This is a genomic window from Taibaiella lutea, assembly GCF_008629695.1.
Classification (GTDB): domain Bacteria; phylum Bacteroidota; class Bacteroidia; order Chitinophagales; family Chitinophagaceae; genus Taibaiella; species Taibaiella lutea.
On record NZ_VWSH01000004.1, the window covers coordinates 695797 to 719463 of the forward strand.

Sequence of the window (23667 nt, forward strand, 5' to 3'; positions counted from 1 at the left end):
TGATTGGATTTTATACTACCTTTTGAAGAGTTGTTAGGGTTAGTGGCACACCGGTGATGTGTTTATATTGAATTCTTGCCAATGCAAGCAACTCACTTGTACCAACAGGTGCCGTATCAGATTCTAATAATGTATTGAGCTCAGTTGCGTACTCCAAAAGCTGAGGAGCGTCCATTTCTCTTATTTGTTTTTCTTCGCTTACTGAATGAGGTATGAAATTCATTTGTGAAATAATTTATGGTTTTGAAAAGTTGGTTTTGAATAAGAAGGCCAGAGAATATCGCGATAGATGGTATCAGGTAGGTTATCATGTTAGCTTACTTTGCCTGAGTATATAATCACCGTATTCAACTCTTAGTTCCTGCAACCTTATTTCATCCTTACTTATGAAGGCATCCATCATATCGATTTCGTGAACCAAATCTTTGAACCTTACACAGCTGTAATCTTTCGGCTGCAATACTTTCTCAGCGCAAAAGCGGAATGCCTCCAGATGCTCCGATGTCTTGCATGCATAAAGCTGCTTGAACAGATAAGCAAATCTTCTATCCTGCATTAACCTTTTTGCGTTCCGGTTATAGAATATCCAATTGATAAAGCGTTTGTAAAGACGTTTCATGACAAGAAATTTGAATGGTGAGTAATCGGAGTATCAGGAATAACCCCATGAGGAACTCTTCTGAACTGGCGCTAGCCGAGCGTTTCATGAATTACCTTCATAGAGGTAATCTCTGTATGGCATTTGTCCAGAAGCTTATCGGCATTATCAAGATCTAAAATCATTGATTCAGACCATAGAAGCTGCAGCTGCTTTTGCGCTTTTTCAAGAAAAGCTTTTTGTTGTAGGAATTTTTCTTCGTTACTTTGCATGATTATAACTTTAGAGAGTGAATAATTGCCTCCATTGCCGTGGGGGCTTTTTTTATTTTAAGAAATTGCTTTTTGATATAGTTTATCCCGTTGCTCATCGGATAGATACTGTTTCTTTATCCGTTTCCCCTTTCGGGGGGAAGAGGTAGAAACCTCTTCCTTTCTCTTTAATAAAAGTGTAGCACGGTTGGAATAGATACTTACCTGTTTCAGGCAAAATGATATCTCTTCATCAGTATTTTTAAATGATGCTGCCATCTTGTTTATAAGTTTAAAAGCCCTACTTGTTGCCTTTCGGGCTTTATCATACATTTACAGTAACCAAACCTTATTTGTATGAGTAATTCTATTGTTTCTAAATTATCTGCATTCACATGTCCTGTTTGCAATGAGAAGCCTAATATATCTTTTGGCTCAGATGGGTCATTAAAAATCGAAACATGCTGTGAGGCTTTTCAAAAGTTTATGGAGTCAAAAATTGATGACCTTCCTTTTCTTGATCAACCTGAATCAGAGACTATTTGAACATCGGTGTTTGAATTGGAAACAACTATAATTGCTCCGATACTTACCCAGCTTTTTTGATCGTTTGTAAACTCATCTTGTATAGTTTTTTTCAATCGATCTAGCCATGCTATTGCTTCTGCTTGCGATTCAGTTTTAATCCTGTCATTAAAAGGAAATTTGTAAACCCTGGTTATCATATCGCTTCTTTTATATAGTCATCAACATTGGCATCGTCTCCTTTGAAGTACTTCACAAGCGTTTCAAGACTTTTACGTTGAATCCTTTTCCCGTCAATCACGTTTTTGAAAGTCTGCCTCAAAACGCCTGTTTTCTCTTCCATCAATACCGCATTTCCCCGCTTGCTATATTTCCTTTTAATCAATCTCCTGAACGATGGCAGAACATCTACCGAACGATGGGTATTTTCGATTGAACCCGACATTTTATTGATTATGTTATTATCTTTACTTTCCATTTCAATTACATTTGTAGTTTGTAATTGAATTACCGTTTCAATTACAATGCAAATATTCGAAACTTATTTCGAATTAAAAAATTATTTCGAAACTTTTTTCGATATAATTACATATTAATTAATAATGAAATTATTTCAAAATAGATTACAGGAGCTTATAAACGAGTTCGCAAAAGGTAATAATTCAAGATTTGCATCATTAGTAAACTCTGATGAAGCCAAAATCCGTAATTACTTAAAGGGAACCCAGCCAAAACTTGATTTTATACAATCGGTAATGAATAAATTCGAAATAAATTTCGAGTGGTTCATTTTAGGAAAGGGAAGTATGTTTGAGAAGGAACAAAAAAAAATAATTATTGACTCATGTTCAAACGAAAATGAAACCAATAATTCAAAAGTGGTTGAAATAAGTGAAGGCATAATGTCCTTACTAGAACTTATTAGAAATGACCAAAAAGATTTAATTACTAATTTAAAGAATATACAGGTTCTTTCTGAAACAAGTCAAGAAAAGCTTTTGGATGTATCTCACAATTCTGATGACGAACGAGAAGTCGCAAAATTAAAGGCGGATCTTGCTGCTGGAAAATTGAGCGTAAGGAACCCTCCGGTAAAACGTAAGGCTTCCGAGAAGAAATAGAGTTCTTAATTGAATTAGATATTGGTGTTATTTTTTTCATGCTAATAAAAAACGAAATGCAAAACAACAGTACGTGTACGCCATTAAATGGCGTTATGTAAATAATTAATTATGGGACGAAAGATTACATTTAACTTTTATTTTCTATTTGCTTTACTAACGACATTTTCATCATGTAAATCAAAAGAAGAAAATCTATATAATAATATTTATACGGACTTTAAAGCAGCTATAAACGACTCAAATCAATACGAAATATATAGTTATGCATTAATAATTTCATCTGATTCTGAAGGATTTGATACAAAACAAATAAAAGAAGCCAACTTTTGGATTAACAGATATAAAGTTGATTCTACAAAAGATGCAGAAATTAAGAAAGAAATTACCTTCAATGATTCCGTTAGATTTTACAAGATGGGAACTTGGGAAATTATTAGGATTGATGATCAAGAGGAGAAGTGTAACAGAAAGCAATTGCACATGTTACTAAAAACAAAGTCTTATGATACATCGGAGTTAGCTTTTGCTGCTAAATACCTTGCAGAGCATGCATTAATGACAATAAAAGAAAATCCAGAATGTTCATTCCCAAAAATGAGTTCTGCATTTATTTATAAAAATACTAGTGATTATTATGATGGACAAGGACCTGTTGCGGGTTGCAGTTTTACTCCAAGTGATTACAAGGGAATTGTTTTTATAAATAATTTTATGCTTAAGTAAATTATTAAGCAATAAATTTTAAAACTTGCTAATGAAAAAACTACTATTCACTTTACTAATTATATCTCCAGCATTTGCAAGTGCTCAAATCGCTGGCTTTAGTCCGTATGTAGACATTGGTTTAACATATAATGGTGGAGAAAATGGAAAGAGCGGAACATTTACGGCTGGAGGTTCAGCAACTATTGATTACAGCATCATTAAGTATCTGCAGGTAGGTATAGGCGCAATTCTCTATTCTTATAATTCAGTAAGATTCAATGGAGACTTTTCAATGACGAGTGCATATATCGATATCAAACCAAAATATGATTACAAGAAGAATACTTTTTTCGCACTCGGACAAATAGGCAAAACATTTAAGACAATCAATGGCCTTGTCGAATCGGAAAAATATGGTTTATACTATGCTGCCGGTGCAGGAGCTGGACACAAGTTTACAAAATATGCCGGTATTTATCTTAGCGCCAAGGTTGTAAATACAAACTTCAAAGTTTTAGTAAACAGCGTAGAAAATCCAACTAATTACAATAATAATGCCATGGTACTTTCAGTGGGCTATTATTTTTAATTCGATAAACAAATAAGACTTGGAAAGGGTAACCAAAAAGAAAGCAACACCAAAACTATTCATAGCAGATCAAAGAATGCTGGAGTTAATGAAACACATTGTTTCAGTGAACTTAAAAGATGTCACTACCCAGCAGGACTTCTGCGAAGCAATCGGAATTTTAAAGGGAGGAATTGCGCCAATCAGAAAAGGAGAAAGACATTTTACCACGGCTCAGATTCTAAATGCATGCAGGTATTTCAATGTCGATGTGAACTGGCTCTTTGGATTTACTGAGAATATGTTCAGGAGCCAGGATAAAACGGCATTAGAATTGTTGAAAGAAGCGGTTATAGCAGTTGATACTGCCTATGGGCCGAAAACAAATACTAACGCACGTGCTTATAATAAAAAGAAGTAATCTTCAGCAAATAGGAAGGTATAAAAATCGCATAAAAAATATATAAACCGACGTAAACAATCAAAGACTAAAAAATTAACTATCAGTTACTTAGAAAAACAAAAACACATTTTTTCCTTTTGTGGTTCCGAAGGTCGTGGGTTCGAGACCCATTATCCTCCCCCAAAAAAGGGTTGTTTCGAAAGAAGCAATCCTTTTTTGCTTGAATAAAACCCCGCTAAAAATCCCATTCCATCCATTGCTTTATTAAAGCTACTCTGCCCTTTATAAAACGTTCATTAAAAAAAATGCTTGACCAGTCATCAAATTGTTCAAAATGAAACTGAAAGTAAAACATCCAAAACCCGAATCCGAATAATTTTATACTTTTTAATTCATCATCTGACAACGAACGAATAGCGCTGTAATGTGCTACAAAAACGGCGAAACATCTTTTAGCTTCTTCTACTGAAATTTTGTTGCTTACATTTTCCAGAAAATAATGAATAAAAAAAGAGGTGATATCGTTTATCAAATAACCTTTACCGGCAAAATCGAAATCGAAAAATGTGATGTTTTCAGCATTTTCAAAATGAAAGTTCTTAGGAAGAAAATCATAATGACAATAACCGTAGCCGAATTTATTTATATCCAGCTTAGACATTTCTTCTGCCACAAATGATACGGTATTATTCAGGTATTCATATTCAGCCTCCAGATTTCCAAATGCGGGCCTGATAACTTTTATTGGATCAAATAAAGTTGTCTGTACATTATATTCTTTGCGGTAAAATGGGAGTTCGACAGAGGAAGTAATGTTATGAATCTTTGCCATTTCCGTTCCAAGCAAAGCTAACTGTTCATCTGACAAATTATAAGCGACTTCACCTTTGGCATAAGCAAACAATACACCGTTACGGATGCCTTCAATAGCCTGAAAATGCTGAATTTGCTGACCTTCCAAATCTGTTATCGGATAAGCAACTTTTGCTCCATTTTCCTTTAATACATTCAGCAATGCGAGTTCTCCTTTAATCTCTTCTAAAGAACGGTGCGCATCTCTGTAAATCTTGAAGATGTATTTTGAAGTTTCGTTTTCAAGAATATAAGTATCGCTTACATTACGAATCAGCAAACGACAGGTGGTGTCGTTCAACCCATAAGCCTTCTGTAAAGCAATGTTCAAAGCCGATGCCGATAATGTGGAATATTGGGCAGGAAAAATTTCCATTGAGGTATAATTAAATTGCAATTAAATCACGGATAACAACCGAAGCAGCAGTAGCGCCAAAGGTTGCAGGCATATAAGAAACAGTACCATAAGCAGATTTCTTATAATTGGAGCCATCTGTCAGCATCAAAGAATTTTTATCTGTTTCTTCAGGCGAAAAAACCACTTTAATACCTTTATAAATACCTTCTTTCTTCAACATCTTACGCACCTGTTGTGCAAAAGGACAATTATAGCTTTTAGAAATGTCATCTACTTTTAATAACGTGGGATCAACTTTTCCTCCGGCACCCATCGAGCTTACAATCCTCAAACCTTTGTCGTAAGCAGCTTTCATAAAAGTGAGTTTGGGCGTTACGCTGTCAATAGCATCAATCACATAATCATAATTCCCCGATAATATTTCTGCAACGGCTTCAGGTTTTACAAAGTCCTTAATAACATGGAGTTTTAATTCGGGGTTAATAGCCTTTAATCTTTCTGCCATGATTTCCGCCTTGCTTTGGCCATGTGTTGTGGCAAGTGCGGGCAACTGGCGATTACGGTTGCTCGGGTCAACAATATCGCCATCTACTATGGTCATTTCCCCTACTCCGCTTCTGCAAATAAATTCCGCCGCAAAAGAACCGACACCACCTAAACCAACTACTAAAACGTGTGATGACATCAGCTTTTCAAGCTTTTGCCTGCCAATTAATAACTCTGTCCTCGACAACCATGCGGTATCTTCCATTATATATTAAATACGGTTTTGAAATTTTCCTGAACCTGCAAAATAATCGCATCTTCCGCAGTTTTCCGAATTCTGCCACCGGCTTTATAGATTTCCTTGATATCAACCATGCTGTCATCCGTTTCAAAAAAGATTTGCTTAACCGGCACTGCACTAAATACTGCATAAGCAGCAGCATGCTCTTTCAATAAATCTGCACCGAAAGACAGATAATAGCCTTGTTTCAATATATCTTCCGCCACCGATAACTTTTTATTGAACCCATGAAAAATGACCGGAACTTTTGCCTGCTTCAATAAGGAAAGAGTCTGAGGAAAGGCACGTACACAATGAATGATTAAGGGTTTATTGCATTCATTTGCCAGAAGAATTTGCATTCGAAATGTTTCCGCCTGTAATTCAAGTGAAACGCCACGCAACGCATCCAGGCCACATTCTCCTATTGCTATTATATTCGGCTGATTAATGGATTCTTTCAAGTCATTGAACTGAGACTCAAAATCCTGAATATACCAGGGATGAATACCAATGCTGTACTGCTTTTCAGGTAAAAGAGTCTGAAATGTATCGTATTTACTATAAATAGTCAATACATCGTTATCATGTTCGGTTCCATGTTTATGAATATCAATATAAGGCTGAAGAAGCATGATAACGACTTATGATTTCAGGCAAATCTATTCATTTCTCTTATAACTGACAGATTCAATTTTATTAAAAGAGTTAACCTTATTTAACGTTATTTGGGCTGCGCTTAACTTCCTGAATTGCTTGCTATACTATTTTTGCTTTGTTAGTTATAGTCAGGTTATCAACATAATCCCGGCTATTAAATTTTTTATTATTTTACGTAATGAATTTACGGTTAAGCAACCAATGATATAGATATTGAAACCTGCGTTACAACATAAAAAACTTAAAAGAATTGGCTTGTTAATGCTTGCAAGCGAATTTGTGTTGCTGTTATTCATCGGCGTATGGATATGGGGACAATATGAGTTGCAGGAAACCCACATGGACAAAGACTTACAGCTTGCGTTTGACAAAAGCTATGAAAAACTCACCAATAATATACTCGACATAAGGGTCGATTCAATTTTACACGACAATGCTGCAAAGAAACCTGTTGCCTTTCACATAAAAATGGATGGCAATTTAAATTCCAAAGATACTATTGCAGCATTCCGCATGCAGCCATCAGGTAATTTTACAAAAACAGTTATTATAAAAAGTCCGGCAGTACAAGGAATAAAAACCACACGCACTGACAGCTATTTCATCAAAAATTTCAATGAAGGTGCTGCTTTTTCCGATACAGGTGCGCCGGTGCCTCCCGATGTAAAGAAAATGCTGCGGGTGGTACTCAATCAATCATTAGGCAATATTATTGTAAAGACAAGGGTTGATTCGATACTTCTAAAGAAAGAATTCTTAAACTCGGTTCATAAAAATTATCAGGGACTTGATGCAAGATGGATTGAAGATTCTGCACACCATAAGTTCAAATACAGACCTGCAAATCTTGAAAAAGAAGCTCTGCAGGTTAACGGTTACAAACATTACTTGTTTATTGCAATTTTGCCGCAAATAGGTTTTACCATTTTTATATCAGGCCTTACAGGTATCGCGTTCTGGATGGCATACAGAAACATGAAAAGGCAATTAAGATTTGCTACGCAAAAAGATAGTTTCATCAGCAATATTTCACATGAATTGAAAACGCCGGTGGCCACGACCAAAGTGGCTTTGGAAGCTTTAAGTACTTATCATGCCATTGACGATCCGGAACGAACCAAAAGATATTTGAAAGTAGCCATGCTGGAGATGGACAGACTGGCAGCATTGATTAACCGCGTGCTGAATACTTTACAGACAGAAGACGGATTGCTGCATTTAGAATTAGAAAGCTTGAATCTTTTTGAGTTAATCAAAGAAGTGGCTGAAACTTTATCACCCATACTACAGGAAAATAAAATAGCATTTACATTAGAGGTAATGCAACATGACATTTTTGTCAAAGCAGACAGAGTGCATCTTACCGGCGTATTTTATAATCTTATAGACAATGCTGTTAAATATGGCTCCGGTATCGTGAAGATTTCTGTTGATGAAAAAGATGATTGGGTTACTGTAAACATTATGAACAACGGTAACCGTATAGATGCAGAATACAGGGATAAAGTATTTGAGAAATTTTTCAGGATTCCGCATGGCAATAGACACACTGTAAAAGGGCATGGATTAGGGCTTAGCTATGCGCAGTATATAGTAAGGGCGCATGGCGGAAATATAAACCTGGAGAGTAAGGTCGACGAAACCGTTTTTTCCGTAACACTTCCAAAATCATAACCCTTGTCCTATAAAGTATTATATATAGAAGACGAAGAGCACCTTGCTGGCATAGTAAAAGAAACTATGGAGCTAAAAGGTTATACGGTATTGCACCAAACACATGGCGTGAAAATACTGGACCTTATGAATAGTTTTGAGCCTGACATTTGCGTGCTTGATGTGATGCTTCCTTATCTCGACGGATTCAGCATCGGCAATAACATCAGGAAGATATATAAGGACATGCCCATTATTTTTCTTACGGCAAAAAGCCAGACTGCAGATGTTCTGGAAGGATTTGCATCCGGAGGAAACGATTATCTCAAAAAGCCATTCAGCATGGAAGAATTGATGGCGAGAATGGAAAACTTAATACAGCTGAGACAAGGTAAACACTCTGAAAATCATGCTCCTAAGGCTACGGGACAAAATTTCGTTTTGGGCAGTTTCGTATATAGTCCGCAAAAAATGGAGTTGCTCAACAGCGGACAGGTTATAAAACTGTCCAACCGTGAAGCTGAAATCATGAATATATTTTGCCTGCATCTCAATACTGCTATCGACCGCAGGGAATTGATGCAGATAGTATGGGGAGATGATTCTTATTTTATCAGCAGGAACCTGGATGTTTACATAAGAAGATTAAGGGACTATTTTGCAACAGGTAAAGGTGTTGAAATCATTACGCTAAAAGGCAAGGGCTATCATTTTAGTGTAGAAGGAACATAAGCACTTTGATAATAACAAGAGTGCAGGATCGGCACTGTTGTTATTATCAAGAGATGATATATTATGCCTGCGGTTCGGGTATGGATTCGGTAGCGGCATCATCCATAACAGGTTTCTTTTTCTTTGCGTAAGAATAGGTCATTGCAGCAATGAAAGCACTGTTCAGTGTCATTGTGGTAATGTTATTTATTTTGACATCTTCTGTTTTTTCATCCTTATATAATTCCCGGATGAAATCATTTACATCTTTTTCCAATGCAGACAATGTCGGCTGCGTAAATGTTTTGTAATGCGTTTTGTGAGACATCGGTATTTGATTTTGGTTGTATACACAAGATAAAAACTAATTTGAATTTATAGGAGCAAATGGCCGGAATAAATTAGCAATTGTATTTATAACTTACAAAACCGTTTTACATGCACTTTCAGCTACATAAAAAAGCCGATTCAAATGAACCGGCCTTTATACAGTTTTGTTTCAAAATCAATTTAACATCAATGCGCTTATATATTTAACCGGAGCACTGCCGTAACTCAGGAATTTTTCGTGAAAGACGCGCAGGTCAAACCGTTTGCCTTCTTTTGCTTTTATCTTTTCGCGTAAATCATAAATGGCTTTATATCCTGCAAAATAACTGGTAAGCTGAACGCTGGTAACGCTTACTCTTTTCCATTTGCCTTCGGCTTCGGCTTGTTGCTGAAATGCTTCTTGGGTCAATAAATTCATTGCCTGTTCTTTACTCATATCTCCTGCATGAACGCTGTAATCTAATATAGTATTGCAAACGGTTCTCAAATGCCATTTATACCACATCAGCCACATTTCAGGAGCATTATCGCCAAAACCGTTTTCGAGCATCATTTGCTCTGTGTAAACGGCCCAGCCTTCAACCATTGCACCATTACCAAATATAGCTTTGATAAGGCTTGGCGATCTATTGGCATACACCAGTTGCGTGTAATGGCCGGGAATAGCTTCGTGAATACAAAGTATCTGAAGTATGTATTGGTTATACTCTCTCAAATAACTTTCTGCTTTGTCGGCAGGCCAACCTTCAAGGGAACCAACATTGTAATAAGTCTTCCCTTCCTTGTCATAAGGTCCGGGCGCACTGATAGAAGCACCTGCAACACCTGCCATATAAGCCGGTTCTTTCCTTATTACCAATGGTTTGGTAGAATCAATGTACAATAAGTTTTTGGTTTTGATAAACTGTACCAATGTCGGAATTTCTTTCTCAATGGCTGATTGAAAATCTTCGGGCTTTACATGCACCATTGAAAGTGTATCAATCATTGCAGCAATCAATTGCAGGTTATCGGAAGGCATTGTTTTACTACCAAAATATTTCGGCCAAAGCTGCTTACTGATTTTAGCCATTTCACCATGAAGAAAATCTTTACGCTCCAAAGCCGCTTTATAAGTTTCTTCCGCTGTTAAATTCGATTGAATATCCAGCTCAAATTTCTTTGCATATAAATCTTTGCCCAGCCTGAAACTACGTGGCGTATAGCCTTTCATGGATTTAAGATAAGCAACATAACCTTTTATTGCATGAGCCGCATTCTTTGCAGCTAATAACATTTTGTATTTTTTTTCTTCTGAAAAATTACTTGCCTTAACTGAATCCACAAAATCACTTTCTATCACTGAAAGGCCGCCTTCATTTTGAGCAATACCTAATGATTTTAATTCATCTACAGGATTCTTAAGATTTGCTTTAGCCGCTTCATAATAAGCAGGCACTTGTTGCATACGTTTGTAAACATTTTCCAGGCGAATATCTGCAGGTTGATCGTTCGATGCAACCATAAATGCAATCAATCCTGTAATGTTATAGGCAGAAGGGTCCCACTCAAATTGCTTTAAAGTCTGAATACCCCATTGTTTTGACTCCAGGTAATTTTGAATCATCTTCATATCCGTAAGATGTGAAGGCGTAAGCATTGAAGTATCGAATGCTTTTAATGTTTCAAGATTGGAATTGACAAAAGCCAACCCTTCATTCCAATATGCATCATTCGGTATTTTCAAAACAGAGTCGTTCAGATGATAGCCTTGTTGGGTAGCCATTTCAGGCTCTTGTTTCCAAAGTTCCGTCAGAAATTTATTACTATAATCGTCAAAACTGATGTTCAGGCTGTCGTCATTTTTGGGTGTTGCAGCATGTTTTGCATTTTGAGTATTGTTACAGGATGCAAAGCTTATTAAAGCAAATGCTGCGATATAAAAACTGTTTTTCATCTGAAAATATTTTCTGTTAATTAATATTATTCACAAAAGAACGGATAAAACCATTTACCTGTGCAGCTTTTTCCCATTGGATAAAATGCCCGCATTGTGAAATAATCTCTACTTCAGCGTTTTTAAATTGTTTGGCTGCAGTATTTGCGACATTTTTGGTAGATGTAGGATGAATAAATTTATTAGGGATAAGGTTATCACGTTCACCAAACAAAATCAAAACAGGAATCTTTATTTCACCCAGCCTTTGATATACCGGTTCGTCCAGCATAGCGCCAATACAACCATCCAGCATATATCTGTAATGCCCTTTCTCCTGTAATTTCATCATGTTTACCAATTGTTGTGTAAACGAGGGTACATTATCGGGCATAATATAGAAGCTGTTCTGAATAGCCTTGCGCAAACTGCTTTCTTCATTGCTTACCATATCCACAAAATACATTGTATTGCGATACAAGCTTTTTTCCCAGTCATTAAATGTTTCAAAACCGGCAGGAGCGCACAACACCAGCCCTTTCAGGATCTGTGGGTGTAATAAAGAATAAGTGATGGCAATTTGTCCGCCCATGGAGTGTCCGACTAAAACTACATTCTTTAATTGCCTTGCTTCCATAAAATGATGAATAACTTCAGCAAAGAAATGCATGCTGTATGGATACTTTCCTGTTGCTGAAAGTCCGTTACCGGGTAAATCAATGGCAATGCAACGGTAATATTGTTTCAGGTAATCTATATTCTTTGCCCAACCCAACAAGGAATGGCCCAGGCCATGCACAAATAGTAAAGTTGTATCTCCTGTTCCTTCATCTACAAAAGCAATATCAACGGCGTCATTAATCAATTTTTGCCTGTGAACAGGATAAGGATAAACTACGGATTCAATCATTCAAATATTATTGGTGAAAAAAATGAGTTTTTTCAACTCGGAGGCGGCAAAGGTACAATAGTGAATCTGCAATCCACTATTATAAAATTTATGCTACTGTTTGTTGTTTATTTATTTTAACCGGATAAAAAACAAAATACCACAAGATAAAAGCCAGAGAACAGGCTAATATAGAGATGCTTAGCCATATAGGCATCTCAGTATGGCGGGTAACATAACCTTCAAAGGTTGCAGCCACAATCAATACCGGGATAAGTGATATTAAAATTTTAATACCTTCCTTGGCGCCGCGCTTAAATGAGATAAGCCGGCTATATGTACCGGGAAATAAAATGGAATTGCCCATAACCATGCCGGCCCCGCCGGCAAGAATAATAGCTGAAATTTCCAATGTACCATGAATAAAAACGACTAAAACAGATTTGGTGCCCAAATCATGCGCAAAAAACATCTGCTCGAACACACCCAGCATCAGTCCGTTATTGAACATAAACCACAAGGTACCTACTGAACAGGTAATGCCTAATGTAAAACACATCAAGGTTACCCTGATATTGTTCCATGCGATGCTTAGAAACATCACAAATTCATTTTCACTTTTATACACGCCGAAAGGATCGCCTTTGGCTATATTATCTTCCGTCATGTTTACATAACCATCTCCCAAAACGCTTCTCACAAATCTCGGATCCTGCCATGCAGAGAAAATACCGATAATCATAAAAGCAACAAAAAATAACAGCGCGAAGCGCAATACCTTTCTGTTACGATACAATATCAACGGCAATTCTGTTTTGAAAAAAGTGATAAAACGATGACTTTTCTCCTTTTTATTTTTATATATGGAAAGATATATTCCGGCGGCGATGCCATTGACATACTTAGTGATTTTGCTGAAAGGGTAATGCGTTTTTGCATAACCCAAATCATCTACCAGATAAGTAAACCGTTTTGCCATTTCATCAGGGTCATCTGTTGGTTCCTGATAACTATCCCAACGTTCTTTGTTTTGTTTTATAAATTGGCCTTCGCGCATTGCTTTAGTTGATAGTCGTTAATCGTTAGTTGATAGGTGAATATTTTCTTACTAACGACTATCGACTAATTATTTTAAACTTTTAATTAATCCATTTAATATTTTCAGTTCTTCATTGCATTTCTCTAAAATCTCATCTCTTTCTTCCTTGTTAATATATTTAATTCTGGCTGCTAAATGAGTCATTGATTTAACTTCTACACAAGAACCTTTGGAAATTTTAAGGAAATGGGCGAAAGATGCTTTACTTCCCCTTTCAAAACCTTCTGCAATATTATTAGAAATGGAAACAACGGCATCACAAATCTGATTTCTGAAACCATAATCTTTATTAATACTGAATAAGGTATAAATATCTACCGCCAAATCCTGTCCTTTTTGCCAGGCAATTAAATCTTCAAATTTTTGAATCATAGATGATGTTTTGTAAAGATGTTCAATACTTAACCACCTGCAAAAAGCGTGCCAGTTTTCAAAAAAGCACTCACCACCAATAAAACACTAACGACCATCGACTATCCACTAATGACTAATAAAATTAGCCTCATAATATTTGCCTTTTACCCAATAATCCAGAAAATCAGCATAATACTTACTTCCGGGATTCCCGCTTTGTCCGCCGGGATAAACGACATAAGCATGAATAGCTTTAGGGTTCATCTGGACTATCATTCTCCAGCTCGGCCCATGATTTTGCTTCATGGCATTAATGGTGTTACCCCAACCACCTGTTTTAAGATGATCATAACTAAAGGCCGGAAGCTTTGCCAGATGCGTAACGGAAGTGTTTTTTACTTTATACCATTCTGCCCCACCGTTTTTTTCCAAAACATCAAAACTATCTTTTGCCTGCTTATAACTCAACGTTACCATGTCTTTCAATGTTTCTACTTTATTGGCAGTTGTTACATCATCATAATATTTAGAAGTTGTATCATCAAGAATTAAAAACATCGTTCTTTCTGATGAAGGATATAGTTTATCCGGGAAATTTTGAAATTCGTCCTGCCAGATGTTTTGGTAGAGATTTGACCAGAAGATTTGGAAAAAAGTAGCATATTTCGAGTTTGCTAATAAATTTTCACCAGGTGGTTCTGGCTTTACAGATGGTTCACTTTGAGGAAATCTTATAATTGTCCTATTCTCATACATTGATCTATTCAAAAGTGCAAGTCTTAAAATAGAAAAAGTAGAATTCTGTAATTTCTGATTATAATCCAAATCACCTTCCTTTGGCATATTATCTTCATAAGGCAATTGAAAATAATATGGACTATATAAATTGTATGGAAAAGCTTTCAAAAATAAAGTAGTATCAACTTTTTTCGCATTAATACCATATGAAACAAAATGGTTTATTAATCCTTGATTTATCTCCCAACTCCTGAACTCCGTAAAATCACCGTTATAATAATAAGGATACGTCTCATCTGTAACATTTTGATTGGCGCTTGCAACATAGCCCTGTGGTGGATTATAGACATGCGGATTTTCGGCCATCGGAATGGTATCGCCCCAAAGCGTTGCACTTATATCGCCACGCATCACATACTTTCCCTGGTCTTTCCATTTGTTGATGAATCGGCCCTGTCCCCAGATAGCTACATTACCATGCCGGTCGGAAAAAGCAAAATTCTGAGCAGGGCACTCAAAATGCTGAATAGCATTTACCCAGGTATCATAATCGGTTGCACGATTGTATAAATAAACAGATAGCAGTTCATTGGTTCCTCTATGTGCCATCCAGGTCATTGCAAGCATTTTACCGCTGCCTGAAGGTTCCGGAAAAGTTTTATCGTACATCACAGGCCCATGAATAGTGAAACGGATTGTATCTACAAATGGCTCTTTCTTTCCCTTAATATAAATTTTTTCGTAGCGTTCATTGAAAGGGACTTCCTTACCATCAAAAACATATAGGCGTGAATCAGTTGATTTGATTTCGTAATAATCCTTTACGTCTCTGTAGTTGTTGGTAAATCCCCAACTGATGCTGTCATTAAAACCAATGATAATGCCGGGTGCACCGGGGATAGAAACCCCATAACAATTAATGCCCGGTGCCGTCAATTGTTGTTCATACCAAATGGAAGGAAGATTCAAACCCAGATGCGGGTCATTACAAAGTATGGCTGCACTGTCTGATGTCAGTTTACCACCAATAGCCCAGTTGTTAGAGCCGATGCCGGAAGATGGTTTTGAATTTTCATCCCAGTTGAAAGCGGTCGGATGCTCTTTTTGATTTTTCAGGTTTGCATTAGATGCTGCCGTATCAAAATGTGCAAACAAATCACCTTGAGGAACGGAAGGTATTCCGAGCGACGGTGCATTAAATGCAGTACCCGCAGGGATTACCGGCTGGTTCATTTTGATTTTATCAGGGAATAAATCGTCCAGCTCATTTGCAGGCATTGCATCCCTTAAATAGGTCATAGCTATATCATCAACATTTCCCGTTAAGTCATCGGCCATGTATTTCAATAACAAGGCACATTTAAGGTTTGTCCATGCTTCGGGAGCAAACCCCATCAATTTATATTCTAAAGGATAATCTTTGTATTGTAAATGCTGAATAAACAAATTAACGCCTTCGGTATAAGCATTCAACATTTCCCGAGTAAGCGGATTTGCTTCCATTGCTTTCAATGAATTTTCAGCGGCCCAGACCATGCCTTTTCTTCTTTGCTTCCTGTCAAAATCAAAAGCTTTATCTCCAATTACTTCACTTATCCTGCCAGCTGCAGCACGGGTCTGCATATCCATTTGCCACAGACGGTAATAAGCATGAATATAGCCTTGTGCCAGATACAAATCATGATTGTTTTGCGCAACAACATGAGGCACTAATCTTCCATCAAAATCAACCTTAATGCTTTTTGATATTTTATCAGGAAAATGAAACTCGCTTGCAACATCTTTTACCGGTTCTGCATTTCCCCAAAAGCCGTTGTAAGGATCGAGCAATTTGCCCAATGCAGGCAAACTACCTTTGGGTGCATTCAGGAACCAAATCCATAAGGCACTTAACGCTATAGCAACAAAGAGATTAACGAAACGCATAGCGTAAAGTTAATGATTAAACAGAGATTACAAAGGGGGATTTTGAACACAAAAGAAAATGGAAACAGCACAATAAACCTGCTATCTCCATTTTCTTTTACCTGTCAGATCCAAATCATCTTATCGCCATTACAGTCTTGTCGGAGCAGGAGCTTGCAACGTAAATCTGTAATTGTGTGAGGTTGTTTAACGCATAAACGTTCTCCATCCTGCTGAATTCCTGCTTGTCAATATCAAGGAATGCAAAACCATCGGGAATCTTATTGCTTGCTACAAGTTGAGCCTGGTTGTATTTTTTCACATTCACCTGTAGGTCCTGCAATAGCTCCAATACTTTTCCATAGCGGCCATCTCTGCCCAGATAGCTTAACGCATCCACTTTAAGTTCCGTTGGAATTGTATAATTATCAGGCTTAGGCAAAGAAGTCAGGTCCAGAATCGCATTCTTTAATTTATCGCTGCTTTGCAATACTGCCATAACTTCCGGCTCATCGCTGACATGTTGTTTTGCGTTGATCTTGTTCCAAATCATTTCACTTTGCGAATAGGCAATCCAATCATCTACTTGTCTGGAAGTCGGGCCATTAACATTCACCGATAAAAATGTTACAGCTGTAAACCCTATTAATAGAATAGATGTGAGGCTGGTGTTTAATCGTGTTTCCGGTTTTCTGTATCCGCTGAAAAAATAAAGCGGAATAAAAATGAAAAACGAAAAAGCTACCATAGTAATAACCAATAGACTCGCTCCCGGCCAGTGCTGTACTTTAAACAGAATAGACAGACAAAACATAATACCAAGAATAGTTCCAAATGCAACAACCAATTTTTCAAGCCCGGAATTTACCTCTTTAGCTTTGATGATAAACAACAAAGGCAGGAACAAGAGACTAAACACCGCTACAGCCAGAGTCAACAGAACAGCGGCTCCCGGCCAGTGCATAACTTTAAAAAAGGAGCCGAACAAAAAGGCAAATGTTGAAAATACACCGCCTGCAATCATTATTTTCTTCATCATAAAGTAATTTTTGAATGTTAATAATCGGATGGTTTCATCTTCTATCTCCTTTAGCTCTTTTGTATAAAATTGCTTTATGGCACGATGATAGAATTCCTCAAAGTCATCCTGTTCCTTGAGGTTATATTCAACGAGGCAGCAAATATGATCCAGGAGGTTTAACTGCAGGTCCTCCATTTGGATTCCATTACGTCTAATGTCATCCAGGATATAATTCACTTGCTTTTCGGTGATTTGATACATTAGGTTGTTTTCAATTTAAGGTCAAGCAAAAATTTCATGGTTTCCATAAATTCTGTCAATTCACTTATCTTCTCTTTGGTTTTTGTTTTTCCGCTTGGACTAAGGCTGTAATATTTCCTTACGCGTTTACCAATATATTCCGTTTCAGTGGTCAGCAAACCTTCCACCTCCAAAGCGTGTAATGTAGGGTACAAGGCTCCTTCCGATATCTGTATCCTGTCCATTGTAAGTTCTTTTACGCGTTGCGTAATTTCGTAACCATACATCTTTTTATTGTCTGAAAGCAGCTTTAATACTATAGTCTTAAGAGTTCCTTTAATTAATTCTGTAGAGAAGATCATGAGCTTATTTTTAATAACCTAAGACAAAGATACATCTGAATCAGATGCATTGTATAAAAATGATAAAATATTTTTTTAAACAAAAAAAATAGCACCAAAAGATGCTATTAAAATCACTACCGGGCAATAAGAATGTGCTTTATCATTTTCAGAACCCTGAAAATATTATTGCTCCTATTTCCTCCAATCTTTATATTTATTAATCAGCGCGTTGGTGGAGCTGTCATGTGTATCAATTTCCTTTTCGTTTTCCAATTCCGGCAATATGGCTTTTGCAAGTTGTTTACCTAATTCAACACCCCATTGGTCAAAGCTGTAAATATTCCAGATAATACCCTGTACAAAAATCTTGTGTTCGTATAAAGCAATTAAAGAACCCAGATTTTTCGGGGTTATTTTTTTCAACAGAAATGAATTGGTTGGTCTGTTGCCTTCAAATGTTCTGTAGGGAAGCACTTTTTTTATATCAGTTTCACTTACTCCGTCATCCATCATCTCTTTGCTTACTTGTTCCGCTGTTTTACCATTCATTAAAGCCTCCGTTTGCGCAAAGAAATTGGAGAGCAATATTGGATGATGTTGCCCTATCGGATTGTGGGATATGGCAGGCGCTATGAAATCGCAGGGTATCAATCTTGTTCCCTGGTGTATTAATTGATAAAATGCATGCTGGCCATTGGTACCGGGCTCTCCCCATATAACCGGCCCTGTATTATAAGTAACAGACGCACCGTTTCTGTCCATATGCTTACCGTTACTTTCCATATCGGCTTGTTGGAAATAAGCCGCAAAACGATGCATATATTGATCGTATGGAAAGATAGCATGTGTAGCGGCTCCATAAAATTGCATATACCAGAAACCAATCAAAGCCTGTAATACGGGTATATTTTTATCAAACGCCGTGTTCCTGAAATGAACATCGGTTTCATAAGCACCTTGCAATAACTGATCATAATTATCGTAACCAATGCCGAGGCAAATAGAAAGGCCGATAGCGCTCCAAAGCGAATAACGCCCTCCTACCCAATCCCAAAACACAAACATGTTGTTCGGGTCAATACCAAACTTGGTAACACCTTCTTTGTTGGTAGATAACGCGGCAAAATGTTTCGCAATGTCTGTTTCTTTTGCCCCGCTTTTAAGAAACCAGTTTCTTGCGGTATTAGCATTAGTCATTGTTTCCTGCGTCGTAAATGTTTTGGACGCAACCAGAAACAAAGTTGTTTCAGGATTCAATGGCTTCAATGTTTCTGCTATATGCGTTCCATCAATATTCGACACAAAATGTATATTCAAATGATTCCGGTAAGCCTTCAACGATTCATAAGCCATAACCGGGCCAAGATCGGAACCGCCGATGCCAATATTTACTACGTCGGTAATGTTCTTATTGGTATAACCTTTATGTTCGCCGTTAATAACTGCATTGCTAAAACTTTTCATTTTACCCTGCACAGCTTTAATTTCAGGCATTACATCTTTTCCGTCCAATAAAACAGGATTATTGCTTTTGTTTCTTAGTGCCGTATGCAATACTGCCCTGTCCTCTGTAGCATTTATCTTTTCGGCTGCAAACATGGCTTCAATTGCTTCTGCAACTTTACATTCTTTTGCAAGTGATAATAATAATGCTATCGTTTCATTATCAACATTGTTTTTAGCAAAGTCAAAGTAGATTTCATTAAAAACCACACCAAAATGTATTGCTCTGTCTGGGTCCGTTTCAAACAAGCTTTTAATGCTTCTTTCTTTATGAAATCCGAAATGCGCTTGCAGCTTTTTATATGCCGTTGTTGTGGTAAAATTTATGGCAGGGAACATGTATCAGTCTTTTAAAATGAAGATGTGAAATTAACGAATCCACATTTTAAAAACGCTGTAAAAATATTTTTCCACCATTAATCAATAAATTATTTCTATACCTAATCTCTTCGATCGTTGCCGATAAGTTATATCTTATTATATTTGACATAAATAACCATTTCAATGGTTAGACTTTACCAAACATTTAAGAATGAGCGTAACAATTCAAGAAAAAATCTTGGAGAAAGATGAACTTATTAAGTACAGGACAATAAGCCATTTTACCACAGATTTTGGTACCGAACCGAGGAGATTATCTGAAGAGAAATTTGCTTACATGATTATCTATGTCAAACAGGGCAATGGCAATTGCAGGATTGACACAGATGAAATTCCCTTAAGGCCGGGGTCCATACTTATGGTAAACCCTTTTGCCTTTCTTCAATTGAAAGACACACAATTGGTTCAGGGAGTTGTATTAATCTTCACCGAAGAATTTCTTTGCAGGACCCACCTTCAGGAACAACTGCTTTACAAAACTATTTACGGCCCTAATATGCGTTGCTTTTTCCAACTGGATAGCAATGAAACAGGGCTGAATTTCATACAGTCGCAAATAACTATGTTCGGCTGGGAATATAGGTTTGGTAAAGATGTCTTTCTTAAATTTGATTTGCTGCACAATATGTTGCTTGGTGTCATTCTTTATCTGCACAAGTTACAATTGGAAAGAGAAGGCCAGACTATGGATTTGGTGGAACCATTGGCTAAAAGCCAGGTTGTACAGTTCATTCAACTATTGAACGTATATTTCAAGAAAGAAAGTTCTTTGCAATTTTATGCAGATCAGATGAATGTGACCATGAAGCAATTGGTATTGATTTGCAAGAAAGGTGTAGGCTGGTCTCCAAAGGCTATCATGCAGGAAAAATTATTGAGAGAAGCCAAGAGGCTATTGCTTTTTGATGTAATGTCCATTAAGGAACTCAGCTATGATTTGGGCTTTTCTGAAACAACCAATTTTGTAAAATTTTTCCAGCAACATACCGGTATCTCTCCCAAAAATTTCAAGATCAATAATTGTGTTGCCGGACTGGAATATAAAGGTGGCGATGATGAGGATGGTGATTTATAAAAACAATTTTTATAATAAAAGAATGCCGGTACATAGTATCGGCATTCTTTTATTTAAATTACCTTAACATAAATCAAGATAATTTAAGCTATTCTATCACATTGAAAATGCACTTTTATCAACAATACGTGTACATACAATAAAGGATGATAAATTTAGTCATTTTTCACCATTATTAGTTGCGAATTCATGATTTTAAATCTCTGATTGGTGTGACATTTGCATATATCTGAACAGGGGAATTTAGATTATTTAAAGATACAGCGAAACCAGACATCAAAACCAAACCAAAATTACCCGCTTTCTTGCGGAAAAGTCTTACTAAATAGCGTTATTAAAAAAGAAAAGGAATTCAGAATTACAGAAGTTTTTGCGTTGTTTATTAGATTGGTTCAATTAGGTCCTATAGTTTATTCTATAGGATCTTTGCCATTATAGACGTTTCAGCCTCAAATCGTGTAAAAATATTTTTTAACAAAATACCAAAAGCTTACTGGGCATGCATAACACTATCTCAAGTCTGTTAATTGTAAAAAAAATACAGTTTGTGAAAAAAAATTATGCTTAAAATTAAATTATTCCATACCTTTGCGCCCGAAAGCGAAAAACTATTGATAATTTATTCAGGTTTTTGGAGGCGTTGAATTCTTGCTCGGGTTAATTGATAATAATGTAACAATGTAAATTAGAATTGCAACTTAATTTTGACATTGTAAAACAAATATTGAACACATTCTTTTAAATAAAATAAAAATGGCTACTCAAAACGGCAAAAACTTTGTGGAATCAGTACTTGATGCACAAAAAAACTTGGTTGAAAATATGGTTGAAAATACCAAAAAAGTAACCAACGGTAACAACTTTATCAATGAAGCAATTGATAAAAGCACCGAAACCTACAAAAAGTGGATGGAGCAACAAAAAAATGTGATGAGCGGTGTAAACCAAAAAGCTGAAACTGTTCAGGAGACTGCTAAAGAGAACATCAATAAAGTAAATGAGTTTAACCAAAACTGGTTGAACAATCAAATCAACTGGGTTAAACAAGCCTGGGAAATGAATCAGAACTTCATTAAAAATAATACACCAAACGCCGATAGTTTCAAAACTGCAGCTAACCCAATGGAAATGTTCAATACAATGAGCAACAATTGGAACAAAATGCAAAGCTGGATGAATCAGGCAAACGAAGCAACAAATTACGCTAACCAATGGATGGAAATGATGCAAAAATTTTCTCCTGCTAATGCTTCTGAAAATTTCAAACAAGCTACAGAAAATTATACCGGCCTTTTCAATCAATATTTTGAAATGTTGAACAATTCTTTCGCAGAAATGCAAAAGAATATGCAAAACGGTACTTCTAAAGATGTTTATGGTAATATGATGAATGCAGCTTCCAGCTTTGGTAAATTCAGCGAAATCTGGGCCCCATTCTTCAAGTCTATCCAGGACAAAAGTTTTAATGCTGATGCATTCAAAAAAACCTTCAATGCTGGTGCATATAAAGAAATGATGGATAAATTTTTCGGTTTTATGCCTGAAAATAGCCGTCAGTACATGCAACAAGCAACTGAATGGATGAATAACGGCACAAAAGGTTTTACTGATTTTGGTAAAAACGGTTTTGCCCAAGGTCGTGAATTCATGAACAATATGAACCCGTTTGCAGGTCAGAATGTTTTTGAAAACATGATGAACGGTTACCAACAACTGCAATCAACATTCCAGAATGCAGTTGCTCCCATTGCTAAAATGGTTACTCCAAACCAATTTACAAAAAGTGCTGCTCAATGGTCTGACATTGCTGACCGTATGGCAATCTTCAACATCAAGAATTCCGAGTTGCAATACATGATGTACCAACAAGGCAATAAGGTAATGGACAAATTAGTTGAAAACATTACCAACAAAGTTGAAAACGGTACTGAAATCAGCAGCATGACTGCATTGTATCAGGAGTGGTTGAACATCAGCGATAAAGTTTATGTTGAATTATTTGAAAGCGATGAATACAGCAAACTAATGGCTGAAGTAAGCGCTTTGCAAATGAAACTACGTAAAGAAATGGATCTTCAGGCTGAAAAAATGTTAGGTGGTTTGCCTGTAGCTACCCGCAGCGAAATGGACGAACTTTATAAAGTTATCTATGATTTGAAAAAAGAAGTACGTCAACTGGAAAAAATGATGGAAATCGATTCAACTGAAACTGTTGCGCCTGAAGCTACTGCTGCGAAGAAAACAACTGTTAAGAAATAATCGCGTCATCCGATTAAATATTTTAAAGAGTAAAAAAATCCCGGCTCAATGAGCCGGGATTTTTTTTATGTTAAAAGGAACCTTGAAAAATGCAATGCTTTTTAATTTGCAATAATCATCCCCCTCCCAATGACAGAAATGCCGTTCTGAAACGTATGCACTCTCTCCGATATTTCCGTGAAAGTCATTTTTGTTCAAAAATGAATGGAAATAAAATTCAATTACATATGAATTTGCTGGCTGATAGATTTTACTCCATGCATTACGTAAATAAAATTTTAAATGAAATGATTAAAGTCAACAAACAATAGTTATAAACCAGGGAATGTACTTTATTGTCGTGATTATGTTAATGCCATGTTGATTGTTATTTTTTTAACAATTAATTAAACAATTGGTAACGGCCATTCCTTTGAGTTGGCCATTATTTTGTTTTAAAT

25 protein-coding genes are annotated in these 23667 nt (G+C 36.5%); 8 read left to right on the plus strand and 17 right to left on the minus strand.

Translation table 11 applies throughout. The annotated features are described in order from the left end of the window. Positions 1-10: 10 nt before the first annotated feature. The 5 genes from F0919_RS18105 to F0919_RS18125 form a co-directional block, all read right to left on the minus strand. Positions 11-223, minus strand: a complete 213-nt coding sequence (locus F0919_RS18105; protein ID WP_150034290.1) for a hypothetical protein — start codon at positions 221-223, stop codon at positions 11-13. A gap of 84 nt (positions 224-307) precedes the next feature. Beyond that, a complete protein-coding gene (locus F0919_RS18110; protein WP_150034292.1) occupies positions 308-619 on the minus strand; it encodes a hypothetical protein in 312 nt (103 codons plus the stop codon). Positions 620-690: 71 nt separating this feature from the next. Beyond that, on the minus strand, positions 691-870 hold the full coding sequence (locus F0919_RS18115) for a hypothetical protein (protein ID WP_150034294.1): 180 nt from the start codon (positions 868-870) through the stop codon (positions 691-693). Positions 871-927: 57 nt separating this feature from the next. After that, positions 928-1128, minus strand: a complete 201-nt coding sequence (locus tag F0919_RS18120) for a hypothetical protein (RefSeq protein WP_150034296.1) — start codon at positions 1126-1128, stop codon at positions 928-930. 442 nt (positions 1129-1570) lie between these two features. Next, positions 1571-1852, minus strand: coding sequence for a hypothetical protein (locus tag F0919_RS18125; RefSeq protein ID WP_150034298.1), 282 nt, complete (start codon positions 1850-1852; stop codon positions 1571-1573). Positions 1853-1976: 124 nt separating this feature from the next. On the opposite strand from F0919_RS18125, the gene F0919_RS18130 reads away from it, so the two are divergent. From F0919_RS18130 to F0919_RS18145, 4 genes are all read left to right on the plus strand, one after another. After that, the gene (locus tag F0919_RS18130; protein ID WP_150034300.1) at positions 1977-2495 is read left to right on the plus strand and encodes a hypothetical protein; all 519 of its coding nucleotides are present in this window, start codon (positions 1977-1979) and stop codon (positions 2493-2495) included. Between the two features lie 111 nt (positions 2496-2606). After that, positions 2607-3221: a hypothetical protein gene (locus F0919_RS18135; protein ID WP_150034302.1), complete on the plus strand. Its 615-nt coding sequence runs from the start codon at positions 2607-2609 to the stop codon at positions 3219-3221. Between the two features lie 31 nt (positions 3222-3252). Further along, on the plus strand, positions 3253-3792 hold the full coding sequence (locus F0919_RS18140) for a porin family protein (RefSeq protein ID WP_150034304.1): 540 nt from the start codon (positions 3253-3255) through the stop codon (positions 3790-3792). A gap of 19 nt (positions 3793-3811) precedes the next feature. Continuing rightward, positions 3812-4192: a helix-turn-helix domain-containing protein gene (locus F0919_RS18145; protein ID WP_150034306.1), complete on the plus strand. Its 381-nt coding sequence runs from the start codon at positions 3812-3814 to the stop codon at positions 4190-4192. Between the two features lie 217 nt (positions 4193-4409). Here F0919_RS18145 and F0919_RS18150 read toward each other — a convergent pair whose 3' ends face one another. From F0919_RS18150 to F0919_RS18160, 3 genes are read right to left on the minus strand one after another with little or no spacing between them, the layout of a single operon-like run. Then, positions 4410-5402, minus strand: a complete 993-nt coding sequence (locus tag F0919_RS18150; protein WP_150034308.1) for a phosphotransferase enzyme family protein — start codon at positions 5400-5402, stop codon at positions 4410-4412. A gap of 10 nt (positions 5403-5412) precedes the next feature. Further along, the gene (locus tag F0919_RS18155; protein ID WP_150034310.1) at positions 5413-6135 is read right to left on the minus strand and encodes a tRNA threonylcarbamoyladenosine dehydratase; all 723 of its coding nucleotides are present in this window, start codon (positions 6133-6135) and stop codon (positions 5413-5415) included. Next, a complete protein-coding gene (locus tag F0919_RS18160) occupies positions 6135-6785 on the minus strand; it encodes a TatD family hydrolase (RefSeq protein WP_150034311.1) in 651 nt (216 codons plus the stop codon). The genes F0919_RS18155 and F0919_RS18160 overlap by 1 nt, the downstream gene beginning before the upstream one ends. Before the next feature lie 286 nt (positions 6786-7071). Between F0919_RS18160 and F0919_RS18165 the strand changes: the two genes are divergently transcribed. After that, complete coding sequence (locus F0919_RS18165; protein WP_150034313.1) at positions 7072-8484, plus strand: sensor histidine kinase; 1413 nt, start codon at positions 7072-7074, stop codon at positions 8482-8484. Positions 8485-8487: 3 nt separating this feature from the next. Then, positions 8488-9195 carry a response regulator transcription factor gene (locus F0919_RS18170; RefSeq protein ID WP_150034315.1) on the plus strand — a complete coding sequence of 236 codons (708 nt, stop codon included), beginning with the start codon at positions 8488-8490 and terminating at the stop codon, positions 9193-9195. Positions 9196-9256: 61 nt separating this feature from the next. Here F0919_RS18170 and F0919_RS18175 read toward each other — a convergent pair whose 3' ends face one another. The 9 genes from F0919_RS18175 to pgi form a co-directional block, all read right to left on the minus strand. Next, complete coding sequence (locus F0919_RS18175) at positions 9257-9502, minus strand: hypothetical protein (protein WP_150034317.1); 246 nt, start codon at positions 9500-9502, stop codon at positions 9257-9259. Positions 9503-9679: 177 nt separating this feature from the next. Next, the gene (locus tag F0919_RS18180) at positions 9680-11440 is read right to left on the minus strand and encodes a DUF885 domain-containing protein (protein ID WP_150034319.1); all 1761 of its coding nucleotides are present in this window, start codon (positions 11438-11440) and stop codon (positions 9680-9682) included. Positions 11441-11456: 16 nt separating this feature from the next. After that, positions 11457-12329, minus strand: coding sequence for an alpha/beta fold hydrolase (locus F0919_RS18185; RefSeq protein ID WP_150034321.1), 873 nt, complete (start codon positions 12327-12329; stop codon positions 11457-11459). Positions 12330-12417: 88 nt separating this feature from the next. Next, positions 12418-13365: a stage II sporulation protein M gene (locus F0919_RS18190; protein WP_150034323.1), complete on the minus strand. Its 948-nt coding sequence runs from the start codon at positions 13363-13365 to the stop codon at positions 12418-12420. Between the two features lie 69 nt (positions 13366-13434). Next, positions 13435-13779 (minus strand): four helix bundle protein, encoded by a 345-nt coding sequence (locus F0919_RS18195; protein ID WP_150034325.1) that lies wholly within the window; start codon positions 13777-13779, stop codon positions 13435-13437. A gap of 108 nt (positions 13780-13887) precedes the next feature. Further along, positions 13888-16425 carry a penicillin acylase family protein gene (locus F0919_RS18200; RefSeq protein ID WP_150034327.1) on the minus strand — a complete coding sequence of 846 codons (2538 nt, stop codon included), beginning with the start codon at positions 16423-16425 and terminating at the stop codon, positions 13888-13890. Positions 16426-16540: 115 nt separating this feature from the next. Next, positions 16541-17686 carry a hypothetical protein gene (locus F0919_RS18205; RefSeq protein ID WP_150034329.1) on the minus strand — a complete coding sequence of 382 codons (1146 nt, stop codon included), beginning with the start codon at positions 17684-17686 and terminating at the stop codon, positions 16541-16543. Then, positions 17686-18027 (minus strand): PadR family transcriptional regulator, encoded by a 342-nt coding sequence (locus F0919_RS18210; RefSeq protein WP_216629450.1) that lies wholly within the window; start codon positions 18025-18027, stop codon positions 17686-17688. Before F0919_RS18210 ends, F0919_RS18205 begins: the two co-directional genes overlap by 1 nt. A 174-nt stretch (positions 18028-18201) precedes the next feature. Next, positions 18202-19851 carry a glucose-6-phosphate isomerase gene (gene pgi, locus F0919_RS18215; RefSeq protein ID WP_150034331.1) on the minus strand — a complete coding sequence of 550 codons (1650 nt, stop codon included), beginning with the start codon at positions 19849-19851 and terminating at the stop codon, positions 18202-18204. Positions 19852-20044: 193 nt separating this feature from the next. Between pgi and F0919_RS18220 the strand changes: the two genes are divergently transcribed. Both F0919_RS18220 and F0919_RS18225 read left to right on the plus strand, forming a co-directional pair. Continuing rightward, a complete protein-coding gene (locus tag F0919_RS18220; RefSeq protein ID WP_150034333.1) occupies positions 20045-20968 on the plus strand; it encodes a helix-turn-helix domain-containing protein in 924 nt (307 codons plus the stop codon). Between the two features lie 753 nt (positions 20969-21721). Beyond that, positions 21722-23227 carry a poly(R)-hydroxyalkanoic acid synthase subunit PhaE gene (locus F0919_RS18225; RefSeq protein ID WP_150034335.1) on the plus strand — a complete coding sequence of 502 codons (1506 nt, stop codon included), beginning with the start codon at positions 21722-21724 and terminating at the stop codon, positions 23225-23227. The last annotated feature ends 440 nt before the right edge of the window (positions 23228-23667 follow it).